Origin of the sequence: Lentibacillus sp. (assembly GCF_035301925.1) — a bacterium.
In the GTDB taxonomy this organism is placed as follows: Bacteria; Bacillota; Bacilli; order Bacillales; family Amphibacillaceae; genus Lentibacillus.
In genome coordinates this window covers 1-23489 of the sequence record NZ_DATGTI010000007.1, presented here as the reverse complement: position 1 = coordinate 23489, position 23489 = coordinate 1, and the positions used below count along the sequence as shown (strand labels likewise).

Sequence of the window (23489 nt, the reverse complement as noted above, 5' to 3'; positions counted from 1 at the left end):
CAACTTATAGCGTTAAGCTTGTCATGCTTGGACCACTTATTTGCATATATATCATTGTATCTGAAATTTTAATTTTTGAGAAGGTAGGTCGGCCATATTGACCAAACAAACATTTCTGCAGGGGACAATTATCCTGATTATGGCAGGCATGATTACAAGGCTTCTAGGCTTTATTAACCGGCTGGTCGTAGCCAGGGTTATGGGTGAAGAAGGTGTCGGATTATACATGATGGCACTCCCGACACTTTTCCTGGTCATCACGCTCACCCAGCTTGGGCTTCCTGTGGCCATATCCAAACGGGTATCCGAAGCGGAAGCCAAACATGATAAAGCCAAAATCAAGCGGATTCTTGTCATATCACTGCTCATAACCGGTATATCAAGTATAATTTTTACAATAGGCATGATCGTGCTGGCACCATTCATTGCAACAACTTTACTGACAGATGAAAGGACATTATACCCTTTAATTGCCATTAGCCCAATTGTACCGATTATCGCTATTTCTTCTGTTCTAAAAGGCTATTTTCAAGGTCTGCAGAACATGAAGCCGCAAAGTTATGCTCTGGTGATTGAACAACTTGTCAGGATCACCTGTGTGGCATTTTTTATAAAATTACTTCTGCCTTATGGTGTTGAGTTTGCTGCAGCAGGTGCCATGTTCAGTGTTATACTCGGCGAACTGGCCTCCATGTTATATCTGGCCGGCGTCTTCAAACGCCAAAAAATTGTACAAGTCCGACACCGGTTCTTTCACTATATCAAGTCAAGCAAAAATACTTTAACGGAACTGTTTTCCATTTCACTGCCCAGTACCGGCAGTCGATTGATCGGCAACATATCTCACTTTCTCGAACCAATTCTTGTTGCCCAAAGTCTGGCCATTGCCGGTATATCCAGTTCACTGGCAACTAAGCAATATGGAGAATTGACGGGTTATGTATTACCATTGCTTTTTTTGCCCACTTTTATCACCAATTCGCTGTCAATTGCTTTAGTGCCTTCTGTATCCGAAGCTGATGCACATGAAAATAACCAGCTTATTCATTACCGGATCCATCAATCAATCAGGATTTCATTTGCGTCGGGAGGTATTGCTACTGTTGTACTTACTTTATTTGCATCACCAATATTAACTTACATGTATGGGACAGCCAATGCAAGTCATTTTTTAGTGCTAATGGCGCCATTTTTCATCCTCCTTTATATTCAGTCACCGTTACAGGCAGCATTACAGGCACTTGATCTGGCAAGACCGGCCATGTGGAACAGTTTAATCGGAGCAGCCATTAAACTGACTGTCCTGTTTTTACTGGCATCAAATCCTGATTTTGGAATAAATGGAGTCGCCATTGCCATGTCTGTCGGCGTTATCCTCGTCACACTATTGCACCTGGCAAGCCTTTACAAGGAAATCGGATTTATGATTGCAGGCAGGGATTTACTGAAAATGGGACTGCTGGTTTTTCTGACGTGGCTCGCCGGAAGGTTTTTGCAGGATTTGTTTACAGGAGTTGAGTCAAATTTGTTTATATTCCTATTGGTGCTTGTCATGCTGCTGCTAATTTATATCGTTCTGCTCTTTATTTTAAGATTCCTTACAAAAGAAGAGCTCAGACAAATTCCAATCCTGCAAAAATGGATTTCATGATATAACTTAAAAGCGACGTTGGGTATAACTAAAATGATCAATTCTACGGAAGAGCAGTAAGCAGCTTTAACAATAAAATATACGAAAAAGAAAAGGATAGGTAAGACTCCGGAGTACAACGATTGATACTTCCACTGAATAAACTTCGACCTTTTGGACGCGAGAGTTTTTCTGACGTTTCGCTAACTTTCGGGGCTCACTTCGGCCAAGAGAGGCCTTCTCTCCGACGTTTCACTCGTTTTTGGTATCCATTTCGGACGAGAGAGGCCTTCTCTCTGACGTTTCACTCGTTTTTGGTATCCATTTCGGACGAGAGAGACCTTCTCTCCGACGTTTTGTCCACTTTCGGAACGGGATTTACACTTCAACTTAAATTCAGGTATGTGTGAAAAAATACTGTTTCCTCACCTTTGCTTTTCCTACGTTAAATTAACCCTTGTGCTACCGACTGGAATTTTCAGGTGATACTTTAAGGAAACCTGAATGCACATGACCATGAAGCTAAGACCAAGGTGAAAATTTATATAGCTAGTAAAAGCCTAAGACATATATGGAATCAGATATCGAACGTAAATATAAACCGTTGAAACCATGAGCGATAAAATAACAAAGGGAAGTCCATAAAGCATAAACCGGATAAATGACAGCTTTTGATTCGCACCTTCAGCAAGACCTGCTACAACCACATTAGCTGAGGCCCCAATAAGTGTTGCATTTCCACCCAAACAAGCACCAAGTGCGAGAGACCACCATATTGGATCCAAATAGACCATGCCATAACCCTTAAATTCTTCAACAACTGGAATCATTGCTGCCACAAACGGGATGTTATCGACAACACCCGAAAACAATCCGGACACCCATAAGATTAAAATGGCCGTTGCAGCAAAATCACCATCCGTCCAAAGTATAATGGCTCTCGCCAGTTCATCAATAATGCCGGCCGATTCAAGTCCGCCCACCAGTGCAAATAGGCCGATAAAGAAAAAGAGTGTCACCCATTCCACCCGGGAGAAAACGTGTTCCGCAGTCAGCTCCTTCTCCGTTAAAAGCAGCAGCAAAACCGCTCCGCTTAATGCGATAACCGTCAGATCAATATGCAGGAATGAATGCAGCAAAAAACCCGTCAGCGTCATAGACAGTACGGCAATTGACTGATATAACATTGGAGAACGGATAAGATAGGCAGAAGCATCTTCTTTCATCAACGCTTCTGTATGATCATTTTCAAATTTTAGTGACCGCCTAAACAAAGGCACTGCCACGATCAGCATAAGCAAAAACATTATAACAGCGACCGGTGCCAGATGATTGACAAACGACAGGAATGTCAGATCGTCAACAGCCTGTCCGATCATGATATTTGGCGGATCCCCAATGAGCGTTGCCGTCCCACCGATATTTGAACTGAAAATAACAATAAGCAAATACGGGAACACTGGCAGTCCTAACTGTTTTGTCATTTTCAGGATAATCGGAACTAATATGAGTACAGTCGTCACATTATCCAATAACGCCGAACCAATGGCAGTCAATATGCTCACACCGATCAAAAGCGGAACTGGCAATCCTCTTACCTTCTGAGCGAACCGGACGGCAATAAACGAGAAAAGCCCTGTCTTCTCGGTAATAGAAATAAGCACCATCATTGAGAACAGTAATGCAATCGTATTCCAATCAATATAGGTTGTAAACATATCATTAAGGCTGTAGATTCCAGTCAATAACAGCAATGTTCCGCCTGCCATTGCGACAACAGCCCTGTTTAGCTTTTCTGTCATAATAAAAACATAACTGGCAGCAAAAATGACGCCCGCCAATATAACGTCCATATATCATCCTCTTTCTGTGTCATTAATAGCTTGTTCTTTCTTACAAATATATGCCGCAGAACACAAAATATTTTCAGTCTATTTTTCTGATTGGACGAATATGATAATCATACATGGACAATCATTTGGAGGGAGGCTGAAGCAGCGTGCGAAAACAGCAATTTGTTGCCCTGCTGTATGGATGGATCATAACCCTCGGACTTCTGTTACTGACAAGTATCATTCTCGCGTTCCTGCTCCAATTCACTGCAATGGATGAAACGACCCTATCATGGATTACGTTGGCAGTCGGATTAATCAGTTTATTTATCGGCGGAATTGTTGCTGGTGTTAAAGGCAAAGAAAAGGGATGGGTTATTGGAGCCGCTACAGGGGCAGGTTTTACACTTTTTACATTCCTTGTGCAGTACCTGGGTTATCAGCAGGGATTCTCACTGGAACAATCGCTCCATCATGCAGGATTTATCCTGGCAGCACTCCTTGGCGGCGCTATCGGCGTAAATGTAATTAAATCAGAAAGTTAGTCAAAAAGAAAGAAGTCAGTCCGTAATGAACTGACTTCTTTTCTTATTTTTCCTTTATGTAGAAAATCATAAAGAGTTATTGTGCATTATCATTTTTAACTTCCCTGATGGCTGTACGGTCATATGTCAATCGCGGGCCGTCGCCTGATTGTAACACGACTGTATCCTCATCAAGTGCATGAATCTCAGCATGAAATCCACCGATCGTCACCACTTTGTCACCCTTTTGCAAGTCTGCCTGCATTTGTCTCACCTGCTTTTGCCGTTTTTGCTGCGGGCGGATAAGCAGGAAATAAAAAATGACAAACATTAAAATAATCGGTAGTAACGAAATGAACGTGTTCACTTACATGTCCCTCCTTTATTAAAAGTTCTTCGCATTCTCATCATTAAAACCATATTGCTCAAAGAATGCTTCCCTGAAATCGCCAAGTCGATCCTCAGCTATTGAATCACGTACTTGCTCCATTAAGTTTAACAGAAAATATAAATTATGATAAGTCGTAAGCCTGAACCCGAACGTCTCATTGCATTTTACCAGATGCCGGATATAGGCCCGGGAATAATTTCTGCATACATGACAGTCACAATGTTCATCGATTGGACTGAAATCGCGCTTATATTTGGCGTTGCGGACGACCAATCTTCCCTTTGATGTCATGCATGTCCCGTTTCGGGCAATACGTGTCGGCAGGACACAATCAAACATGTCGATACCACGAATGGCACCATCTATCAATGAATCCGGTGACCCTACACCCATCAAGTAACGTGGTTTATCGGGAGGCAGCAGTGGCGTTGTGAATTCCAGCATCCGGTTCATGACATCTTTCGGTTCGCCAACAGACAGCCCTCCAACTGCATATCCCGGAAAATCCAGCGAAACTAAATCTTCTGCACTTTGTTTACGCAGGTCTTCATATTCTCCACCTTGAACAATGCCGAATAAGCCCTGTTCGGATGACCGGGCATGTGCGTTTAAACAACGTTCAGCCCATCGTGATGTCCGCTCAACCGAAGCCTTCATATAATCATGTGAAGCCGGATACGGCGGGCATTCATCAAATGCCATCATAATATCCGAGCCGAGGGCGTTTTGAATGGCCATGGCTTTCTCTGGTGAAAGAAACAGCTTCTCCCCGCTTAAATGATTACGGAAATGAACACCTTCTTCCTTAATATCCCGCATATCACTCAAACTGAAAACCTGGAATCCGCCCGAATCGGTCAAAATCGATCCATCCCAGTTCATGAACTGATGAAGGCCCCCAGCTTCCTTAATAATGTCTTCACCAGGTCGCAGCCATAAATGGTATGTGTTGGACAGAATGATATTGGCATTCATGTCTTTCAATTCTTCCGGACTCATCGTTTTAACCGTTGCCAATGTCCCAACAGGCATAAACGCCGGTGTGTCAAACGATCCATGCGGTGTATGAACTTTTCCGAGACGGGCACCTGTCTGTTTGCATGTTTTAATATGTTCGTACGTAACTGCTGTCATGTCATTCGTCCTTTATTATAAAATTAACATCGCATCGCCAAAACTGAAAAACCGATATTGTTCCTGAATGGCTTCATGATACGCTTCGATAATGCTTTCCCTGCCAGCAAATGCACTTACCATCATAATCAGCGTCGATTTGGGCAGATGAAAATTGGTAATCAGCCCATCAATTGCCTGAAATTCATAAGGTGGATAAATGAAAATGTCCGTCCAGCCGCTTGATTTCACGAATTTGCCATCATTATCCCTGACGATTGTCTCCAGTGTGCGCGTCGACGTTGTACCAACCGTAATTATCCGGCCGCCATTGTTTCTAACCGATGAAAGTGTGTCAGCTGTTTCCTGGGACATTTGATAAAACTCAGCATGCATTTTGTGGTCCTCAATCTTATTAACACTAACCGGCCTGAATGTCCCCAGACCCACATGCAAAGTGATAAATTCAATGGTTACGCCCATATCCCGAATCTCATCAAGAAGTAAATTCGTAAAATGCAATCCTGCCGTCGGGGCAGCGGCTGATCCCTCTTCACTTGCATATACAGTTTGATAGCGTTCTTTCTCAGGCAGTTGTTTCTTTATATAAGGCGGCAGCGGCATTTCACCAAGCTCATCAAGTATTTTATAGAAAATGCCTTCATACTCAAGTTCTAAAATTCGGCCGCCATGTTCTTTGAGTCCAATGCATGTTGCACGGATTTTTCCATCACCAAAGACAATGACGGTTCCGATTTTAATTTTTTTAGCCGGTTTCACGAGGACTTCCCATGTGTCTTTTTCCTGCTGGTGCAGCAGCAGCACTTCCACTTTTGCCCCAGTTTCCTGTTTGATGCCATATAATCTGGCAGGCAAAACAAGCGTGTCATTCAAGACGAGGCAATCGCCTTTTCTCAGGTAGTTTTTGATATCTGTAAATTGTTTATGCTCCACTTCGTTTGTGTCACGATGCAACACAAGCAGCCGGGATGCAGCACGATTTTCCAATGGCGTCTGTGCAATCAGCTCATCCGGCAGTTCAAAATCAAAATCTTCTATATTCATGACGATCCCCTAACCCTGTCTAGCGAAATTTGCCGATTATGAAAAAGATAAGCGTTAAAATAATGCTGACGACAATTGATGTCATAATCGGGAAATGAAATGTGAAATTGTCACGTTTTATTGTGATATCCCCTGGCAGCTTACCTATAAATGACCAAATGATGCCAATCACCACAAACATAACGCCGAGGACAATAAACATTTTACCCATATTCATCTGTCATCTTTCCTTATCCCAAAATGCTGATATGCGTTTGGTGTCACGACACGTCCACGTGGTGTGCGCTGAATAAAACCAATCTGCAACAAATATGGTTCATATACATCTTCAATTGTCTGAGCTTCTTCACCAATCGTTGCTGCAATTGTATCCAATCCAACCGGTCCACCCTGGAAACCGTCAATCATACCTTTCAGCAGTTTATGGTCAATATGATCCAGTCCTGCATCATCAACTTGCAGCATATCCAGTGCATGATCTGTCGTTTCCAGGCTGATTTCTTTTTCCCCCTTGACTTGTGATATATCACGAATCCGTTTCAACAGCCTGTTGGCAATCCGGGGTGTACCGCGTGAACGGCCAGCAATCTCCAGAGCTGCTTCATGGGTGATCGATGTTTCAAAAATTTCCGAGGTACGTTCGACAATATGACACAGCTCTTTTTCACCATAAAATTCAAGACGGCTCAGAACACCAAACCGGTCACGCAACGGTGCGGACAACAACCCGGCTCTTGTGGTTGCCCCTACCAGGGTGAACGGCGGCAAATCAATTTGTACAGACCGTGCGCTTGGGCCGCTGCCAATCACAATATCAATAAAAAAATCTTCCATTGCCGGATACAATATTTCTTCAACAGACCTTGGGAGCCGGTGGACCTCATCAATAAACAGAACGTCTCCAGGTTCCAGAGATGACAGGATGGCAGCTAAATCACCTGACCGCTCAATTGCCGGACCGGATGTAGAACGAAACTGTACACCCATCTCATTGGCGATAATGGCTGCCAGTGTCGTTTTACCTAATCCCGGCGGACCATATAATAATACATGGTCAAGGGCTTCCTCACGCATTTTGGCAGCCTGGATGAAAATACTTAAATTATCTTTGACTTTCTGTTGACCTATATACTGATTCAGATTTGTGGGGCGGAGACTCAGTTCAACAGAGGAATCTTCATCCTGCAATTCACCTGTAACCATGCGTTCATCCATCATTATCCCACCTTACTGCTTTTTCATTAATAATGCTAGCGCCTTTCGAACAATTTTATCCGTATGAAGACTGTCTTCTTTCTGCAGTTCAGGTATAATTGATTTTATCTCCCGCTCTGTATATCCCAGTGATTTTAGGGCTTCCAGGGCTTCCTGCAACCCATCCGATTCTTTCTCGGGTTGGGTATCCGCAGCAGTCTGAGCAGGAATTGATGTGATATCGGTTAATTTGCCTTTTAAATCAAGAATAATTTGCCTGGCTGTCTTTTTGCCGATACCGGGAAAGCTTGTCAGATACTTATCATCTTCACGTTCAATCGCTTCTATGAACCCCTTTGTATCAACACTTCCCAGAATAGCCAATGCACCTTTTGGCCCGATCCCCGATACAGAAATCAGCTTTGTGAACAACAATTTCTCATCTTGATTCCGAAAGCCGTACAGCACTTGAGTATCTTCACGGACATAATGATATGTACTGATCGTTACTTCGTTTTGCAATGATGCCTGAAACGCAAAAGGATTGGCACAGGTAATCTCATATCCAACCCCCTGTACATCAACAATCACGGCATCTTCATGTATATTGACCAATATTCCTTTTATATAAGCGATCATTGACGTTTCTCCTTTTTAATCCTTAACCTAGTTTAACATAACTGTTCCCTGTTGGCAGAAAGAAAACGCCCATTCTCCATAAAACAAACGTCATCCAGTGGAAGGAGGTTATCCACTGGATGTGTTAACAGAATCAGATCTTCACAGTCAGCTATTTTGGCGGGCTAATGACCACTATATCCGGGATTAAAAGTTTCGATTACTCTGATACTTCCATGTTGTGATGAATATCTTGTGTATCCTCGCTGTCTTCCAGCATGTCGATCAGGTTCAGCATTTTTTGTTCGTCATCTTCGGAGGGGGTACTGTACGTCTGTGGAAAAAATGTCACCTCGGCTTGGGCAAGTTCATAATTGTTCTCGCGCAGATGGTCGCGCACATGTTGAAAATTTTCCGGATCGGTATATATTTCATATACACCATCCTCTGCAGTGATATCATCTGCGCCGGCTTCAATCACTTCCATGCTGATCTCATCTTCATCAACGGATCCATCTTCATCCTCCACAACGATATAGCCTTTACGGTCAAACATGAATGTTACACTGCCGTTCTCGCCAAGATTTCCGTCATTTTTCTTAAACGCATGCCTGATTTCTGAAGCCGTACGGTTTTTATTGTCCGTCAATGCATTGACAATAACAGCAACACCGCCCGGACCATAGCCTTCATAGGTAATTTCTTCATAATGTGCTCCATCAAGGCCGCCGGTTGCCTTTTTGATGGCACGGTCAATATTGTCGTTCGGCATATTGTCCGCTTTCGCCTTTTCAACAGCCGTCCTTAGCGCGGCGTTCATATCCATGTCACCCCCGCCTTCCTTGGCAGCGGTATATATATTTTTGGCATGGCGCATAAATATTTTGCCTTTTTTGGCATCCTGCGCATTTTTTCTGCGCTGTATATTGTGCCATTTAGAATGACCAGCCATAGGACTTTCTCCTCTCTCCAGCAAATTTCCTTATTAACTATACCAAAAAAACAGCAATCAATAAAGTGAAACTTCATTCAATGGGGTGATCTTTCCCCGTTGAATGTTAATTGAGCCGAATCGGGCATTTAGGGACAGTGGCGGGTTACTGTCCATTACATGCGGGGAAAAGCGAAACTTCTTCAGCAGCGTGATTTTCTCCACTGGTTGTTTCCCGTTTTCTTTCCTTCCTATTCTTCAATAACGCGGAAAGTCGCTCCCAGTTAAGTCGGTGAAAAGTGGCACGTCACCATCCTTCTATAACTATAATCGTACCGAAAGGCAAAAAAGTGGCATCTTAAATAATATTTAAAAATAATGCCACTTTTTCAGTCCCGTGATCGATTGTAATTATAAGAAAAGCAGTGATAAGCCGCACAACCGGCATACACTAAAAATGTTCTCTGTCACGGTTGAAAAATTCGCGCAGATACTCACGTATGTCCCCATTTAACTGGTCAAGCTGTTTATCTTTATTACGCATGCGGTCCCAATAGATATCATCCGTATAAACGTATACTTCCTTCGTGGGGACCATCTCCTGTACTTCCTGTTCAACCCGCTCGCGCATATCAGGTGGTGCATGTTCACTCAGCATAATGCCAACCACCACTCTCTCATCAGTAACGGCAACCTGTACCTGTCTGACATCTTTACGCTTTTGTAAGTGTTTAGAAATAGACATGGACATTTCATTTGTGAACGCGTCACTCTTTGCATTTTCGTCACCATCATTCAGCTCTTTTTGTTCACTCTGCAGGTAGCCGCCCTGTTCATCAATACCTTGATCTTCTGCTCCAAGCCGTTCCTTCTCCTCTTCTTCGGTTTCATAATTGATCGGCTGTGAATTCATATTTTCCGAGTCGTCCTGTTCTCCCGATTCATATTGTGCACAGCCGAAAAGTACAACCGTAAAAAGTGGTATTATCATCCATTTGACTCTCTGCATAAAACAACCTCCCTTACCATTAGATTGGATAAGCGAGGTTATTTTAAACAGTTAAAATAAGGAATTATTGATCCGTACGATGAAATTGCTTTACAGGTTCACGTTTGTGAGCAGTACGCCGATGTTTTCTCTCAATCATTTCTTTATCCTTATCTGGTATTTCTTCACCATCCAAATAAGCATCAATTTTATCATAGGTCGTTCCTATTTCAGCTTCATCTGTCTGTCCTTCCCAAAGTCCCGCACTTGGTTTTTTAGCTAAAATTTCATCAGGAACTCCCAGATATTCTCCAATCTCTCTTACCTCTTGTTTCGTGAATTCCACCAATGGCAGGATATCAACACCGCCATCACCATATTTCGTAAAATAACCAATATACCACTCTGCAGCATTGTCCGTGCCTACAACCAAATAATTATAATGAGCCGCCAATGTATAAAGTGTACTCATGCGCAGACGCGCCCGGAGATTTGCGCCGGCAAGCTGATCACTCGCAGTTTTGAAAGCGTTTTTTTCCATTAATTGACTACGGATTGCCGTGTACATGATTTGATGTGTTTCGGTCAGATCAACAGTCAAGTGATTGATTCCCGAACTTTCCATCACTTTATTAGCATGGTCCATATCTTCCGGGTTATTCTTCAGCGGCAGCATGACCCCAAGCGAATTGTCAGGAAAAGCCCGCTGAATCAGATGTGCGACCACTGCTGAATCAAGCCCACCGCTGACACCGACCATTAAACCGCTGACACCCGCTTCATGTACTCTTTCCCGTAACCATTGCACGATTTCTTCTACTGTTTTTTCCACAATCATCACCCTATTTTTTGTTCAGTTTCCTATTGTTAGTTTAGCATGCTTTGTGCCAATTTAAAAAAAGATTGACGTTTTATCCAATTTGCTTCCATTTCGGCTAAATAATCGCTAACAGGCCTGCCGGAATCGCTGTTTATATAATGCAACCATTCCCGCATAATATCACTTGGGATCAAGATGGCATGCAACCACGGCCACATAAACCGATCACTGACCATTTTATAGGATAAAAGCTGCTGCAGATCCCAGTTTAAATATGACAAAAAACGCTGGCCGAGCTGTACATAATCATATATTTCCGGAGCACACGAAAGTAAATCAAAATCAATCATGTAAATCTGTCCTGAATGCCGGATAAAGTTATGTGAAGCGACATCACCGTGAATCCAGGTGCCTGACTTCCTGGCTCGTTCCTCCCATTCTGCCCATGGAAAAAGAGATACGTTCTGCAGTTGATTTTCCGTTGTTTGAACGATATCTGTAAACAGTGACATTAACCCACATTTCCAAAATACAGGTTCGGTTTTCTGGAAATGCTGCAGTCTTTTATACGACCGCATATAAAAACGTTCTTTTTGCAATGGCCTGGGAAGCTTAATGCCTTTCGTTTCATCGTGAAAGGTTCTGAGTGTTTGTAAACTGGCTTTACGATCTTCATGAGTTTTATAATTTAATTTTTGTCCCGGTATATAGGGAGAGATCGTCCAATACTGACCATTGCCAGCCAGAATTTGTTTCTGATTTGGGTATCGCTGAAATGAAACGATAAAGGAAGTGGTTTGTTGCTCAAAAAAACGCCACTGATACTCAACACGACGTATGTTATGATGACGCTTAAGAATAAGTTTGTTATCATGGTTCGTTTCCAGGTAGAATACATTCTTCCGGATCCGATCTATATAATCCGTTTTCAGCATCCCTTTTTTCTGCAAAAAAGAAGAGAGACGATCCATACTCACGTCGTCTCTTTGCTTAAAATCACTCACTCGCCGAATCTTCCTCATCACGGAAATTCTTATGGAATCCGGGTGGTTGCGGCATTAGCATATGATGGCCTGTGGAATGCGACAGGAACGCTGGTGGCATTTGTGGATAATGATAACCCGACTGCATCCCCATCGGATTCGGGGGGAATTTTGGACTGAATGATCCGTTATTGTTCATATTGTGATGATGCATAGGATTTCCCGGCATTTCCATACTTGGCGCTGATTTATGCGGATCCATCATGTTGCCATAGTATGAGGGTTGCGGCATATGGGCCTTATGGTGGTGCATTGGTTTTGGATGATGCTGCATATGCTTTGGTGCCTGCATTGGCTGCTGGTACATAGGCATTTGTATTGGTTTCGGACCGCTGCAGCCACAGTCCTTGTGTCCGACTGAATACGGGCTCACTTGCGGCATAGACGGTTGAGCGTATGGCATATGCTGATGAATCGGCAACTCAGGTTTTGCGTGTGGCTGATAACACATCTTCTTATGCTTATCGGAGGATTCCTTTTCCGGTTTTGTGTAGGTTGGTATTTGCGGTAGGTTGATGGTTGTGTAGTAATTTGTTTCTTGTTCCATCGCTGGCACTTTTGGCTGCATTGGCATCTTTGGCATCATTGGCTTAACTTCTTTTGGCTTTTTTACATCATCTTCCTTCATAATCGGCATCGGTTTCGGTGATGTGTCTTTGTAAGGTTTTTCAACAGCCGGTTGCTGTTTTTCTTTTTGCGTTTCCTTCTGATTCACGCTTTCTTTTTTAACCGGTTTTGAAGAGGCAGGAATTTTAATTTTCATACCTGGCATTATCATGTCCGGACTTGATAATTGCGGGTTAAGCTGTTTCACTTCCTCAAAATCTGCACCATATTGTTTTGCGATTTCCCATAATGTATCGCCTTTTTGTACAATGTGAATTTTCAACTCTACACAGACTCCTTTCAATCCAGTTTCATACTGGGCAAATCACTCATTATCAACATATGCAGATCAATCATAAATGTTGAACCAAAAAAATAATAAAAACCGTCTGCTAAAGACAGACGGTCATAATCATAAATCGATCTGATAAACAGGATATGTACCAAGGATGGTAACATGACAACCGAGCGCTTCCAATTCAGCCTTGACTCCGGGAAATAATACATCATCGTATGGCTGATTGACGTCGACAATAAAAAAATAATTTCCTAAGCCTGTTTTCATTGGTCTTGATTCAATTTTGGAAAGGTTCATTTTACGCCATGCAAATGCTGCGAGCACTTGATACAGAGCGCCGGCATAGTCGCTCGGCAGCGTAATCAGAAGGCTCGTCTTTTCTGCCTGTGCTTCATGCTTAATATTGAGCATCTCTTTATTTTTTGCCAGAACAGCAAATCTGGTATGGTTATTCGGATAATCATGAATATTTTCCCGATAAATGGTCAAACCATACTCCCTTGCTGCCAGCTTGTTGCCAATGGCAGCCATCCTGTCTTCACTGTTGCTGACCATTTCTGCCGCCTTACCGGTTGACGACGTGAAATTAAGGTTCGCATCCGGCATATGCATGTGAAGGAACTGATGGCATTGTGCAATAGCATGACTATGTGAATAGACATCCAGCACATCGGATAAGTCTCCCGAAAATCCCGGCGCAACCAGCAAATGCTGCTGTATTGGGACAACTATTTCGGCCATGATCGGCAATCTGACCTGATGAACCAGATAATCAACCGTTAACTGTACCGTCCCTTCTATCGCATTTTCGAGTGGTACAACACCGATATCAACTGCCTCATTCTGTACAGCATCAATACATTCCGGAATGGTCGTAAAACTCTGTTTATGTTCGCCATTAAACGCGGTATCAACCGCCAGTTTTGTAAACGTTCCCCGTGGTCCAAGATAACCAATTTTAACCATTCAATCTTCCCCCAATCTCCAGCAACCACTATGATCACTCAATGAATTCGAATTCAAAGTCCATTAACCTGATTGTATCCCCATCGCTTGCACCACGCTGGCGTAATGCTTCGTCAACGCCCATACCGCGCAGCTGACGTGCAAACCGCTGTACCGCTTCGTCTTTTGTAAAGTCTGTCATTTTGAACAATTTCTCAACTTTCGCGCCTGATAAAACATAGACACCATCCGAATCTTTTGAAATCGTAAACGGCGTATCATCTTTTTGATGACGATAAACAACTTTTTCTTCTGTTTCATCGATTTCCCGTGTTTGTTTTGGCGTTTTATCCAATACATCTGCCAGGGCAAAAATGAGCTCGCGGAGTCCTTTCTTTGTCAGTGCAGAAATCGGATAAACCGGATACTCGTCATGTAATTTCGTCTTGAATTCATGCAGATTTTTCTCCGCATCCGGCATGTCCATTTTATTGGCTGCAATTATCTGCGGGCGTTCCAGCAGTTTTGCGTCATATTCCTTCAGCTCATGGTTAATTTTCATAAAATCATCATATGGATCTCTGCCTTCAATCCCTGCCATATCGATTGTATGAAGCAAAACGCGGGTCCGCTCAATATGCCGCAAAAATTGGTATCCCAGGCCGATGCCTTCATGTGCACCCTCAATCAAGCCAGGGAGATCCGCCATCACAAAACTGCGCTCGTCATCTGTATCAATGACACCAAGATTAGGCGTCAGCGTTGTAAAATGATAGTCGGCCGTCTTTGGCTTGGCAGCACTAACAACTGATAATAGTGTGGATTTTCCTGCACTGGGAAAACCGATTAAACCAACATCCGCAAGCAATTTCAGTTCAACCTTAATATTGCGTTCCTGACCTGGCTCACCGTTTTCAGACAGTTCAGGCGCCGGATTTTTTGCTGTCGCAAAACGTGTATTACCACGTCCACCACGGCCGCCTCTGGCAATAACAGCCTCCTGCCCATGTTCTGTTAAATCAGCGATCACTTCCCCGGTATCTTCATCAGTCACGGTTGTACCGGGCGGGACATCAACGACCAATGGCGGTGCATTTTTGCCATGTTTATTTTTACTCATGCCATTTTCACCGCGCTTCGCATTATAATGGCGGTTATAGCGGAAATCCATCAGCGTGTTCAGCCCTTCATCAACCTTAAAAATCACATCACCGCCATTACCACCATCACCGCCAGCAGGACCACCTTTGGGCACATAAATTTCCCGCCGGTAGGCAGCAATACCGTTCCCGCCATCACCGGCCTTGACATAAACACTGACCTGATCCACAAACATCTTCTATCCACCTCATTTATTTGGAATATTGACAGTACATGTAAGTGTCTCATCACGGCACGCAACTGTGATATTCCAATCCATGTTCTTCAAATGCTTTATAAGTGTTTTTTCATCAGAGAATCTGCCGCTGACGGCAAATTCCAATTCGATCATATCCAGCTCCACATCAGATATGTGTACATCCAGTTCATATAATTCCTTTTTGTCAGATGCTTCTACTATTGTTTCCACCACTTTTTTACAGCACTCTGCAAGCAAATAATCCAGAGACTGTAAATTTTTATTTGCAGTATGTATGTGATATGTTAACCGAAAATTCGTATGTAAAAAATTAAATTGCTGTATATATAAAGCAAACGCAGGGGCATTCAAATTGACTAGTTTGCTTTCTTCCTGCAGCTGCTCCATGTAGGTTTTCAGTTTCGTTTGGGCTTTTTCCGTATTTCCCATACTCAGGTATCCCTGGACGATCTGCAAATGGTTCATCAAATCATGTCGGTAATGACGAAGCAACTGAATGACGTCTTTTTCCTCCATTTTTTCTCCTCCCCCGAGAGACTGCATAAATAGTAAGAAAAGTATAGCAAAAATTGATGCAAAATACCAAAAAAACCCCAGCCTTAAACTGACTGGAGTTTGTATTGTTCATTCGTGGTGTTATGCTTCTTTAGCAACCGGGTAAACACTGACTCTTTTACGGTCGCGGCCAATGCGTTCGTATTTTACAACGCCATCAATTTTGGAGAACAATGTATCGTCTCCACCGCGGCCTACATTCATTCCAGGGTAGACTTTTGTACCGCGCTGACGGTAAAGAACACTTCCACCATTCACAAATTGACCATCGGCGCGCTTGGCACCAAGGCGTTTCGATTCGGAATCACGGCCGTTCTTTGTACTGCCGGCACCTTTTTTCTGGGCAAAAAATTGCAAATCCAAACGTAGCATTCTCTGGCACCTCCTGTTAATCCTGTATATTGATGAATTCACTGTATTCCAGTTCAATTGTTTTCAGGGAGATGAGCATTCCTTCAAGCAAAAGCTGGACCTTTTCCATCGTCTTCTCCGGTATATCCGCAGGTACCGTCACACGAAGGAAGCCGCCCTCATCACCCTGTTCAATCTCCAGATCAGCATCACTTAATGCCATGACTGCATTAACTGACCCAAACGATACAGCCGAAACGCCCGCACATACCAAGTCATATCCATACGGACCGCTTTGGGCATGGCCGGATAATTCGAACTGTTTAATCTGATTAGCTTGTCTGTTTACGATGATATTGATCATCATGAATAACCTTTATGCATTGATTTTATCAATTACCAATTTGGTATAAGGCTGACGATGGCCCTGTTTGCGGTGATAATTCTTTCTCCGCTTATATTTGAAAACATCGATTTTTTTCTGACGACCGTGCTTTTCAACATTTGCCGTAACGGATGCACCATCAACATATGGCGTACCAACTTTTACATCATCGCCGCCGATGAACAGAACTTTATCGAATGTAACAGATTCATCTGTATCAGCTGCCACTTTTTCGACAAACACTTCCTGTCCTTCAGTAACTTTGATTTGTTTACCACCTGTTTCAATAATCGCGTACATGCTTTGCACCTCCCTAAATAACTAAGACTCGCCATGCAGGTACTCCTTAAAGCGGCTGTTTAACCTTTTTGAACACGCATTTAAGGATTTTATAAACCTGTTCTGAGCGGTTGTAGCACTGGTGCTACGATGAATAACGTATAAATATTACCACGATGTAAAAACAAATGTCAAGCTTTGCCGGGAAACATTACGATTCACGACTGACAATCTCGCCAAGAGATTTACTATAATTTTGTTCATAAAAATAACTGTGGAGACACTCCATTTCATCGATCTGCCGACGGGTATCGCCCGGAAATCTAACATATATCGTATGTATTTTATCCCTGCGAAAACTGCTGAATACATCCATTAACATATCATGATGTGACACTTCAATCGACTGGATACTTCTTAAATGGTGTTTGCCGTGATAGCGCAGAAGCAGAAACCTGATAAACACATAATAGCGTTGTTTCCAATCTCTCTTATTTTCCATCACCAAAAAGGAAAACAAAAGAAATGCACTGAGTGTAAATGGCAGCAGGAAAACGATACTCAGCGCCAGGAACACATTGAAAAATAAAGAAAACAAGATAGCATTACTATACGCTTGACGGTAAGGAAGCTTCTCTGAAAGCAGCAAAAACACCAATTTACCACCATCCAGCGGCCAAACAGGCAGTAAATTGAATAGAAGGATCACCGTATTATAAAAGTCAACCGTCTCAGTGACAGAAGGCATGATTACCTCGCTTCCGGATAACAAAAACAGTAACAAGTAAATGATTAGATGCTGAAACGGTCCAGCAAGTGTTACACATACTTCTTCATGCAGTGGCCTTGTGCCATGCTCTTCTGTCTCCATGACACCGCCAAATACCCATAACATGATACCGCGGATACGCCAACCAAACAGTTTGGCTGCTGTAAAATGTCCCAGTTCATGAACCAGGACAATCGTCAGTATGATCATCAGGTCAATAAAAGTGCCGGTCAAAAATGAGATGATGATAAATATTAACAGAATGGGATGGATATGGACTGCCGGTAAAAGGTTAAGGCGTTTCATCAACTTGAATCACCTGTACAGGATCAACATACGTATCATTTTGTTCAATGGCAAAATAGACACTTTTGTTATTAGCATCCGGACTGAATATACCAAGTTTCTGTCCGCTGTCAATAAACTGATATAAATGCACATCGATTGAACTTAAATTGCCATACACGGTTTCACTGTTATCCGCATGCTGAACAATAACGGTTTTGCCAAGTTCCCGGTCATTGCCGGCAAACGTGACAACACCTCCCTGCAGAGCCGAAACATCCGTTTCCTTTTCAGGTGCAAGCATAATCCCTGTTCCATTGGCCTGAAATGATTCTGAAACAGATCCGTTAACAGGCAGCGCCAAAGCCTGTCCATCATCAGAAGATTGGGATGATAAAGCCATTGGTGCCCCGAATGTTTCCTGATACCATTGATTGACACGGGCAAACGGAAACTCCTCTGTCAAGTTATTGGCCGCCCATTCTTTAGGTCCGGATAACAATTCCGAATCCGTCTGAAATAAAACTGCTGCAGTAAGGAAAAGCATTGCTGATAATGTCGCTTTAACGGCAAAGCCGGTAATACGCTTATGATTACCTTTTGACGATCCTGTGTGATCGGTGAAAACAGGGTAGTAACCATGTTTTTCTTCTTCTTGCGGAAAGGAAGATGACAGCGTTTGTTGAGATGCTTTCTCGCCGGAAGCAATACCACGCATTTTTTTTCGCTGATTGATCGATTTTCTTACTTTTTTTACCCCTTTATTCATTCTCTTCACAACCCTTGTCATGCTTTTGTATAAATGTATGAGTCAGGAAGAGAAGTTATGATACTACTATTTTGCGGTTTTAGAAAACATATTTAACAAGCTGCCATAGCTCTTATAGCATGTGTTAGAATCTTCAGGAGCGTATCCCGAAAAACTTCTTCACTTTGTGAAACATCCCTTTTTCATCTTCCAGTGACTGCAGCGGAACGGTTTCACCAAGTATCCGACGTGCAATGTTCCTGTACGCGACAGAAGCTTTCGAACTTCCCTGAAGTGCTACAGGTTCACCGTTATTGGAAGCTTTAATGACTTCATCATCATCAATGACAATGCCGAGCAAATCTATCGATAATATTTGCATAATATCATCTATATCAAGCATATCACCATTTTTCATCATATGGTTTCGAATTCGGTTAATCACCAATTTTGGCGGATCTATGGCTTCATTTTCCAATAAACCGATAATCCGGTCAGCATCCCTGACACTGGACTTTTCCGGGGTTGTAATGACGATTGCTTTATCGGCACCGGCCACCGCATTTTGAAAACCCTGTTCGATACCTGCCGGGCAGTCGACGATAATATAATCATAGGTTTGCTTCAATTCCTGAATGATTTTTTTCATGCCCTCAGTTGTAACAGCTGATTTATCACTCGTCTGTGCTGCGGGTAAAAGTGTCAAATCGTCAAATCGTTTATCTTTGATTAAAGCTTGTCCAAGTTTGCAGCGTTCCTCAATGACATCCACAATATCATAAATAATCCGATTTTCCAGACCCATTATGACATCAAGGTTTCGTAAGCCAACATCCGTATCAATCAGGCAAATCTTTTTCTCCATCAGAGCCAAGGCTGTACCTATATTTGCAGTTGTGGTCGTTTTACCTACTCCGCCTTTACCGGAAGTAATGACGATTGCTTCACCCATTCAGTATTCTCCTTTCAAACCCGCTTATATCTTTTCGTTTATGTGAAAGAACCTGAAGCCGATCAATGATTATCTTATCCTGTTCTTCATCAATGAGTCCGCATTCCATGTAGACGCCTTCCGTTTCGTAGTCAGGTGCGCGGCTGATATAATCTGCTATTCTGAGCTGATTCGGTTTCATATAGGAGGCAGCGATGACTGTTTCACGATCCCCATTTACGCCGGCGTGCGCAATACCAAGCAGACTCCCCATGATAAACACATTACCTGTTGTCACAACTCTGCCGCCGGGATTCACATCTCCAATCAGCAGCAAATCCCCGACAGTTTCCAATACCTGACCGGACCTTACAATTCTATTAATCACCTTTACATCACTATCTTCCTTCCATGTCATCGCTTCATCCCGGTGAATCACATTGGAATCAAAAGAATCAATCGTGAAACGGTTATGACCCCCAATCAATTCCCGCAGTTCTTGTCTTTGCTGGTCATTTATGTACCGATTGCCCAATTTGACGGTTACCGGAACGACTGGTTCGTCTTTTTTTGGGTTGTATTCCGACAGCTTAACGGTGAGTTCATTCATAACATCATCAAACGATACGTGATCATCAATGAATAACGTCAGCCCGTCTTTGGTACCTTTAATTGTAATCGTTTGGTTCTCCTCAAGCACGTTGTGTTCACCCCATCATTCTCCCAGACATCACATATGATTAAAATCTCGTACTGTTCGATATTTGTTCTTCTTTCCATCTGACTAGCCGATTCATGAAAATTGGATATAAAACGAGTAAACATAAGATATTGGCAATAATTGTTGGTATCAATCTATCTGTCAAATAATCCTTCCAGACTAACTCAGCCACCCCGGTAACGGAAAATATAAGATTGATGAAAACCTCAACAATCATTAACCCTGCCGTCCCAAGCAAAATGGTTACAAAAAAATTGGCGTGCAGTATTTTGGTCAATCCATGTATCATATAGGCGGCGAATGCATAACTGAACATGTATACGCCTAAAATACCGGTATAGACAATATCAGTCAAAAGGCCAAACAATAAACCGTAAAAGACGGAAAAATAAGTGTCCCCCCTGTCAAAAAAAATAGCGAGAAGAACAAGAAAGACGAAAACCCAGTGCGAAACGAAAACGAGATCGCCTTTTAAGAGGGATACCGGCAATAAATCGAGAGCAACGCCTTCCAAAATCAGCAAAAGAAAAAGTATCAGCGGGATCAGTAATCGTTTCATGACGATTCATCCTCCCTGTTTTCATCTGAATCATTTTCATCCTGCTCTCGCTCGACCACAATGACATTGTTGATATCATACATGTCGACCAATGGTTCAACAAAGGCAGTACGTGTCAGTCCATATTGATCAGGCTTCACTTCTTTAACCTCTCCAATTTGCAAGCCTGCCGGAAAAACACCACCCATCCCGGAAGATACAACCAACTCCCCTTCTTCCAGGTCTTTATCCGACTCTTCAATGATTCTGAACAGCAGGTGATCCGATTCCTCATCATAGCCTTCGATCATGCCGAAAATATCATCGTCATCTTCCCTGGAAATCGTAGCAGAAATTCGGTTGAATTGATCGAATCCTGTCAACAATTTCACTGTTGATGTGAATTTTGAAGGTGTTTCAACCTTACCAACCATTCCTTCAGCCGTCATGACAGCCATATTTTCTTCAATCCCATCCTGAGTCCCCTTATTAATGGTTACCTGTTCAATCCACTGCTCGGATGAACGGGATATAACAGTTGCCTGGATCGGATTATACTCACGAATGGAGTCTGTTTTATCCAATGTTTCCCGAAGTTCTGCATTATCCTCTTTTAATTCCTGGACTTCGTACTGAAGACTTTTAAACTCTGCTATTTTATTACGCAAGATCTTATTTTCTTCATAAGTATTCTTGATGTCATCAATGTTTTTAAAAACACCTGTTACATAGTCAATCGGTGTGTGTATTAAATTCTGTGCCCATCCAACTGTATCTTTGATGAATTGTTCTGCAGTCGTCTCTTCATCCCTGTCCTGCAATGAATAGCCAATCAGTACCACAAGAATGATGATGCCAATTAAAAGAATAAATAATCTTTTTTTTTGAAAAAGCCTCATGTCAACACCTGCTTACTCAACCGTAGGACGGGAAGATACATTCGGATGGGAACGGAAATGATGAATGTATTCCAATGATTTACCTGTTCCGATTGCTACACTTTCCAAAGGATTATCCGTAACAAATACAGGCATCTTCGTCTCATCGCTAATGATTTTATCCAAATTTCTTAAAAGGGACCCGCCGCCGGATAGGACAATTCCCCGGTCCATGATATCGGCTGCGAGCTCCGGTGGTGTTGTTTCCAACGTATCCTTCACCGCTTCAATAATATCCTGAACGGTATCATTTAACGAGCCTGCAATTTCCCTGGATGTAACGGTAATTGTCTTGGGCAAACCAGTCAATAAATCACGCCCCCGTATATCCATTTCAATATCTTCCGTGACATCCCCCGCCACACCGATATCCATTTTGATTGACTCGGCAGATCGCTCGCCAATCATCAAGTTATAATGCTTACGGATATAATTTGTGATCGCTTCGTCCATATTGTCACCGGCTGTACGAATCGATCGACTTGTGACAATTCCACCGAGTGAAATAACAGCTACCTCGGTTGTGCCGCCGCCAATATCAACAATCATACTCCCAGTCGGTTCCCAGACAGGCAGACCCGCTCCAATCGCTGCTGCAAAAGGTTCAGCAATCGGATAAGCTTCTTTTGCGCCGGCCTGTTTCGTCGCATCAACGACAGCGCGTTCTTCCACCATTGTAATGCCTGATGGTACACAAATCATCACATTTGGTTTTTTGGCAAAAAGCGACCTTCTGCTCATCGCCTTTTTGATAAAATATTTCATCATGGTTGCCGTTGTATCATAGTCAGCAATAACACCGTCTTTAAGAGGCCGGACAACTGAAATATTCCCGGGAGTCCTGCCAATCATATTCCGGGCTGATTTTCCGACTGCTTCAATTTCGCCTGTCTCAATATTTTTGGCAACAACAGTCGGTTCACATACAACAACACCCTTCCCCTTTAAAAAAACGAGCGTGTTGGCTGTCCCGAGATCTATCCCTAAATCCTGTGAAAAACTGAATCTTCCCAATACAATCTTCCTTTCCCAAAATAGCAGTTCATTTGTTGTCAGAAAATCCGGTTAAAGCTGTTATCATTTATCTTATTTTTCATGATTGTTTAAGTTCTAATCCATTATTTTAAACATGTTTAATTTTAAAGTAAATATTCACATGTTCCTCTACCATTTCAAATATCGGGACAAAGGGGGCGGTCAGACCCCATGTTTCCATCTGAACTTCCGGAGATATTCACACATACATGATCCTAAAGCAGATTAAGCGCCAATCTCATGTCAAAATCAGAAACTGGCGCCAACAGTGTTACATCTATTCAATTATACGAAAAAAATAAAAAAATAGATAGTGTTATAAGTATCCTTTTTCTTTTAATGAGATAAATTTCCGATCACCGATCACTAAATGATCCAAAAGTTCGATACCGATCATCTTACCTGATTCAGCTAAACGTCTTGTCACATGAATGTCTTCCTGGGAAGGGGCGACCTTTTATCAAGAGTAAATTACAAAAGAATCATTTAAATCAATACTTTCACTTTGAATACATGTATTTGAAGTGGAAGGTACTTATTTCAAAAATAGTAAAACCTGTATCTTAAATTACTTAATAGTAACATAAGATACAGGC

27 protein-coding genes, 1 pseudogene and 1 other annotated feature are annotated in these 23489 nt (G+C 42.5%); of the genes and pseudogenes, 2 read left to right on the top strand and 26 right to left on the bottom strand.

Annotated features, from left to right (window positions below; translation table 11 throughout):
* The first annotated feature begins 97 nt into the window (after window positions 1-97).
* Entirely contained in the window at window positions 98-1651 is a 1554-nt protein-coding gene (gene spoVB, locus VK080_RS00730; RefSeq protein ID WP_324222885.1) for a stage V sporulation protein B, read from the top strand.
* Between the two features lie 539 nt (window positions 1652-2190).
* Here the strand turns inward: spoVB and VK080_RS00725 are convergent.
* Window positions 2191-3483 carry an ArsB/NhaD family transporter gene (locus VK080_RS00725; protein ID WP_324222884.1) on the bottom strand — a complete coding sequence of 431 codons (1293 nt, stop codon included), beginning with the start codon at window positions 3481-3483 and terminating at the stop codon, window positions 2191-2193.
* Between the two features lie 146 nt (window positions 3484-3629).
* Between VK080_RS00725 and VK080_RS00720 the strand changes: the two genes are divergently transcribed.
* Window positions 3630-4007 carry a TIGR04086 family membrane protein gene (locus tag VK080_RS00720; RefSeq protein WP_324222883.1) on the top strand — a complete coding sequence of 126 codons (378 nt, stop codon included), beginning with the start codon at window positions 3630-3632 and terminating at the stop codon, window positions 4005-4007.
* Window positions 4008-4083: 76 nt separating this feature from the next.
* Here the strand turns inward: VK080_RS00720 and yajC are convergent, their stop codons facing one another.
* From yajC to VK080_RS00595, 25 genes and pseudogenes are all read right to left on the bottom strand, one after another.
* A complete protein-coding gene (gene yajC, locus VK080_RS00715; RefSeq protein WP_324222882.1) occupies window positions 4084-4353 on the bottom strand; it encodes a preprotein translocase subunit YajC in 270 nt (89 codons plus the stop codon).
* 18 nt (window positions 4354-4371) lie between these two features.
* Window positions 4372-5511 carry a tRNA guanosine(34) transglycosylase Tgt gene (gene tgt, locus VK080_RS00710; protein WP_324222881.1) on the bottom strand — a complete coding sequence of 380 codons (1140 nt, stop codon included), beginning with the start codon at window positions 5509-5511 and terminating at the stop codon, window positions 4372-4374.
* Window positions 5512-5526: 15 nt separating this feature from the next.
* Entirely contained in the window at window positions 5527-6555 is a 1029-nt protein-coding gene (queA, locus tag VK080_RS00705) for a tRNA preQ1(34) S-adenosylmethionine ribosyltransferase-isomerase QueA (protein WP_324222880.1), read from the bottom strand.
* Window positions 6556-6574: 19 nt separating this feature from the next.
* Window positions 6575-6766 (bottom strand): DUF2905 domain-containing protein, encoded by a 192-nt coding sequence (locus VK080_RS00700; protein WP_324222947.1) that lies wholly within the window; start codon window positions 6764-6766, stop codon window positions 6575-6577.
* A 2-nt stretch (window positions 6767-6768) separates the two neighbouring features.
* Window positions 6769-7770, bottom strand: a complete 1002-nt coding sequence (gene ruvB / locus VK080_RS00695; protein WP_324222946.1) for a Holliday junction branch migration DNA helicase RuvB — start codon at window positions 7768-7770, stop codon at window positions 6769-6771.
* Between the two features lie 12 nt (window positions 7771-7782).
* Window positions 7783-8388 (bottom strand): Holliday junction branch migration protein RuvA, encoded by a 606-nt coding sequence (gene ruvA / locus VK080_RS00690; protein ID WP_324222879.1) that lies wholly within the window; start codon window positions 8386-8388, stop codon window positions 7783-7785.
* 199 nt (window positions 8389-8587) lie between these two features.
* Window positions 8588-9319, bottom strand: a complete 732-nt coding sequence (locus VK080_RS00685) for a YebC/PmpR family DNA-binding transcriptional regulator (RefSeq protein ID WP_324222878.1) — start codon at window positions 9317-9319, stop codon at window positions 8588-8590.
* 430 nt (window positions 9320-9749) lie between these two features.
* A complete protein-coding gene (locus VK080_RS00680; RefSeq protein WP_324222877.1) occupies window positions 9750-10307 on the bottom strand; it encodes a YhcN/YlaJ family sporulation lipoprotein in 558 nt (185 codons plus the stop codon).
* 64 nt (window positions 10308-10371) lie between these two features.
* Window positions 10372-11118 (bottom strand): NAD(+) synthase, encoded by a 747-nt coding sequence (gene nadE, locus VK080_RS00675; RefSeq protein WP_324222876.1) that lies wholly within the window; start codon window positions 11116-11118, stop codon window positions 10372-10374.
* A gap of 35 nt (window positions 11119-11153) precedes the next feature.
* Window positions 11154-12110 carry a phosphotransferase gene (locus tag VK080_RS00670; RefSeq protein ID WP_324222875.1) on the bottom strand — a complete coding sequence of 319 codons (957 nt, stop codon included), beginning with the start codon at window positions 12108-12110 and terminating at the stop codon, window positions 11154-11156.
* Window positions 12103-13038, bottom strand: coding sequence for a SafA/ExsA family spore coat assembly protein (gene safA, locus VK080_RS00665; protein ID WP_324222874.1), 936 nt, complete (start codon window positions 13036-13038; stop codon window positions 12103-12105). Before safA ends, VK080_RS00670 begins: the two co-directional genes overlap by 8 nt.
* A 129-nt stretch (window positions 13039-13167) precedes the next feature.
* Window positions 13168-14019, bottom strand: coding sequence for a prephenate dehydratase (pheA, locus tag VK080_RS00660; RefSeq protein ID WP_324222873.1), 852 nt, complete (start codon window positions 14017-14019; stop codon window positions 13168-13170).
* A gap of 34 nt (window positions 14020-14053) precedes the next feature.
* Window positions 14054-15334, bottom strand: coding sequence for a GTPase ObgE (gene obgE, locus VK080_RS00655; protein ID WP_324222872.1), 1281 nt, complete (start codon window positions 15332-15334; stop codon window positions 14054-14056).
* A 12-nt stretch (window positions 15335-15346) separates the two neighbouring features.
* A complete protein-coding gene (locus VK080_RS00650) occupies window positions 15347-15874 on the bottom strand; it encodes a Spo0B domain-containing protein (RefSeq protein ID WP_324222871.1) in 528 nt (175 codons plus the stop codon).
* Window positions 15875-15994: 120 nt separating this feature from the next.
* Window positions 15995-16285, bottom strand: coding sequence for a 50S ribosomal protein L27 (gene rpmA / locus VK080_RS00645; RefSeq protein ID WP_324222870.1), 291 nt, complete (start codon window positions 16283-16285; stop codon window positions 15995-15997).
* Window positions 16286-16301: 16 nt separating this feature from the next.
* Entirely contained in the window at window positions 16302-16628 is a 327-nt protein-coding gene (locus VK080_RS00640; protein WP_324222945.1) for a ribosomal-processing cysteine protease Prp, read from the bottom strand.
* Between the two features lie 12 nt (window positions 16629-16640).
* A complete protein-coding gene (rplU, locus tag VK080_RS00635; protein ID WP_324222869.1) occupies window positions 16641-16949 on the bottom strand; it encodes a 50S ribosomal protein L21 in 309 nt (102 codons plus the stop codon).
* Window positions 16950-16963: 14 nt separating this feature from the next.
* Window positions 16964-17071 (bottom strand) — a sequence feature (ribosomal protein L21 leader region).
* 68 nt (window positions 17072-17139) lie between these two features.
* On the bottom strand, window positions 17140-18003 hold the full coding sequence (locus VK080_RS00630) for a site-2 protease family protein (protein ID WP_324222868.1): 864 nt from the start codon (window positions 18001-18003) through the stop codon (window positions 17140-17142).
* Entirely contained in the window at window positions 17990-18751 is a 762-nt protein-coding gene (locus VK080_RS00625; protein WP_324222867.1) for a M23 family metallopeptidase, read from the bottom strand. Before VK080_RS00625 ends, VK080_RS00630 begins: the two co-directional genes overlap by 14 nt.
* Before the next feature lie 133 nt (window positions 18752-18884).
* On the bottom strand, window positions 18885-19682 hold the full coding sequence (minD, locus tag VK080_RS00620) for a septum site-determining protein MinD (RefSeq protein WP_324222866.1): 798 nt from the start codon (window positions 19680-19682) through the stop codon (window positions 18885-18887).
* The gene (minC, locus tag VK080_RS00615) at window positions 19675-20361 is read right to left on the bottom strand and encodes a septum site-determining protein MinC (RefSeq protein ID WP_324222865.1); all 687 of its coding nucleotides are present in this window, start codon (window positions 20359-20361) and stop codon (window positions 19675-19677) included. Before minC ends, minD begins: the two co-directional genes overlap by 8 nt.
* Before the next feature lie 40 nt (window positions 20362-20401).
* Complete coding sequence (mreD, locus tag VK080_RS00610; RefSeq protein ID WP_324222864.1) at window positions 20402-20941, bottom strand: rod shape-determining protein MreD; 540 nt, start codon at window positions 20939-20941, stop codon at window positions 20402-20404.
* Window positions 20938-21819, bottom strand: a complete 882-nt coding sequence (gene mreC / locus VK080_RS00605) for a rod shape-determining protein MreC (RefSeq protein ID WP_324222863.1) — start codon at window positions 21817-21819, stop codon at window positions 20938-20940. Before mreC ends, mreD begins: the two co-directional genes overlap by 4 nt.
* 12 nt (window positions 21820-21831) lie before the next feature.
* Window positions 21832-22872 (bottom strand): rod shape-determining protein, encoded by a 1041-nt coding sequence (locus tag VK080_RS00600; protein ID WP_324222862.1) that lies wholly within the window; start codon window positions 22870-22872, stop codon window positions 21832-21834.
* A gap of 337 nt (window positions 22873-23209) precedes the next feature.
* A pseudogene (locus VK080_RS00595) lies at window positions 23210-23341 on the bottom strand (JAB domain-containing protein); the annotation flags it as partial.
* Between the last annotated feature and the right edge of the window lie 148 nt (window positions 23342-23489).

Bases quoted from the DNA above. Each gene is read 5' to 3' on its own strand.
- VK080_RS00625 (WP_324222867.1), bottom strand. From the start codon at position 18,751: ATGAATAAAGGGGTAAAAAAAGTAAGAAAATCGATCAATCAGCGAAAA.
- VK080_RS00685 (WP_324222878.1), bottom strand. From the start codon at position 9,319: ATGGCTGGTCATTCTAAATGGCACAATATACAGCGCAGAAAAAATGCG.
- VK080_RS00650 (WP_324222871.1), bottom strand. From the start codon at position 15,874: ATGGAGGAAAAAGACGTCATTCAGTTGCTTCGTCATTACCGACATGAT.
- tgt (WP_324222881.1), bottom strand. From the start codon at position 5,511: ATGACAGCAGTTACGTACGAACATATTAAAACATGCAAACAGACAGGT.
- minD (WP_324222866.1), bottom strand. From the start codon at position 19,682: ATGGGTGAAGCAATCGTCATTACTTCCGGTAAAGGCGGAGTAGGTAAA.
- VK080_RS00725 (WP_324222884.1), bottom strand. From the start codon at position 3,483: ATGGACGTTATATTGGCGGGCGTCATTTTTGCTGCCAGTTATGTTTTT.
- mreD (WP_324222864.1), bottom strand. From the start codon at position 20,941: ATGAAACGATTACTGATCCCGCTGATACTTTTTCTTTTGCTGATTTTG.
- ruvB (WP_324222946.1), bottom strand. From the start codon at position 7,770: ATGGATGAACGCATGGTTACAGGTGAATTGCAGGATGAAGATTCCTCT.
- pheA (WP_324222873.1), bottom strand. From the start codon at position 14,019: ATGGTTAAAATTGGTTATCTTGGACCACGGGGAACGTTTACAAAACTG.
- rplU (WP_324222869.1), bottom strand. From the start codon at position 16,949: ATGTACGCGATTATTGAAACAGGTGGTAAACAAATCAAAGTTACTGAA.
- VK080_RS00640 (WP_324222945.1), bottom strand. From the start codon at position 16,628: ATGATCAATATCATCGTAAACAGACAAGCTAATCAGATTAAACAGTTC.
- VK080_RS00630 (WP_324222868.1), bottom strand. From the start codon at position 18,003: ATGAAACGCCTTAACCTTTTACCGGCAGTCCATATCCATCCCATTCTG.
- VK080_RS00680 (WP_324222877.1), bottom strand. From the start codon at position 10,307: ATGCAGAGAGTCAAATGGATGATAATACCACTTTTTACGGTTGTACTT.
- queA (WP_324222880.1), bottom strand. From the start codon at position 6,555: ATGAATATAGAAGATTTTGATTTTGAACTGCCGGATGAGCTGATTGCA.
- ruvA (WP_324222879.1), bottom strand. From the start codon at position 8,388: ATGATCGCTTATATAAAAGGAATATTGGTCAATATACATGAAGATGCC.
- mreC (WP_324222863.1), bottom strand. From the start codon at position 21,819: ATGAGGCTTTTTCAAAAAAAAAGATTATTTATTCTTTTAATTGGCATC.
- obgE (WP_324222872.1), bottom strand. From the start codon at position 15,334: ATGTTTGTGGATCAGGTCAGTGTTTATGTCAAGGCCGGTGATGGCGGG.
- rpmA (WP_324222870.1), bottom strand. From the start codon at position 16,285: ATGCTACGTTTGGATTTGCAATTTTTTGCCCAGAAAAAAGGTGCCGGC.
- VK080_RS00700 (WP_324222947.1), bottom strand. From the start codon at position 6,766: ATGGGTAAAATGTTTATTGTCCTCGGCGTTATGTTTGTGGTGATTGGC.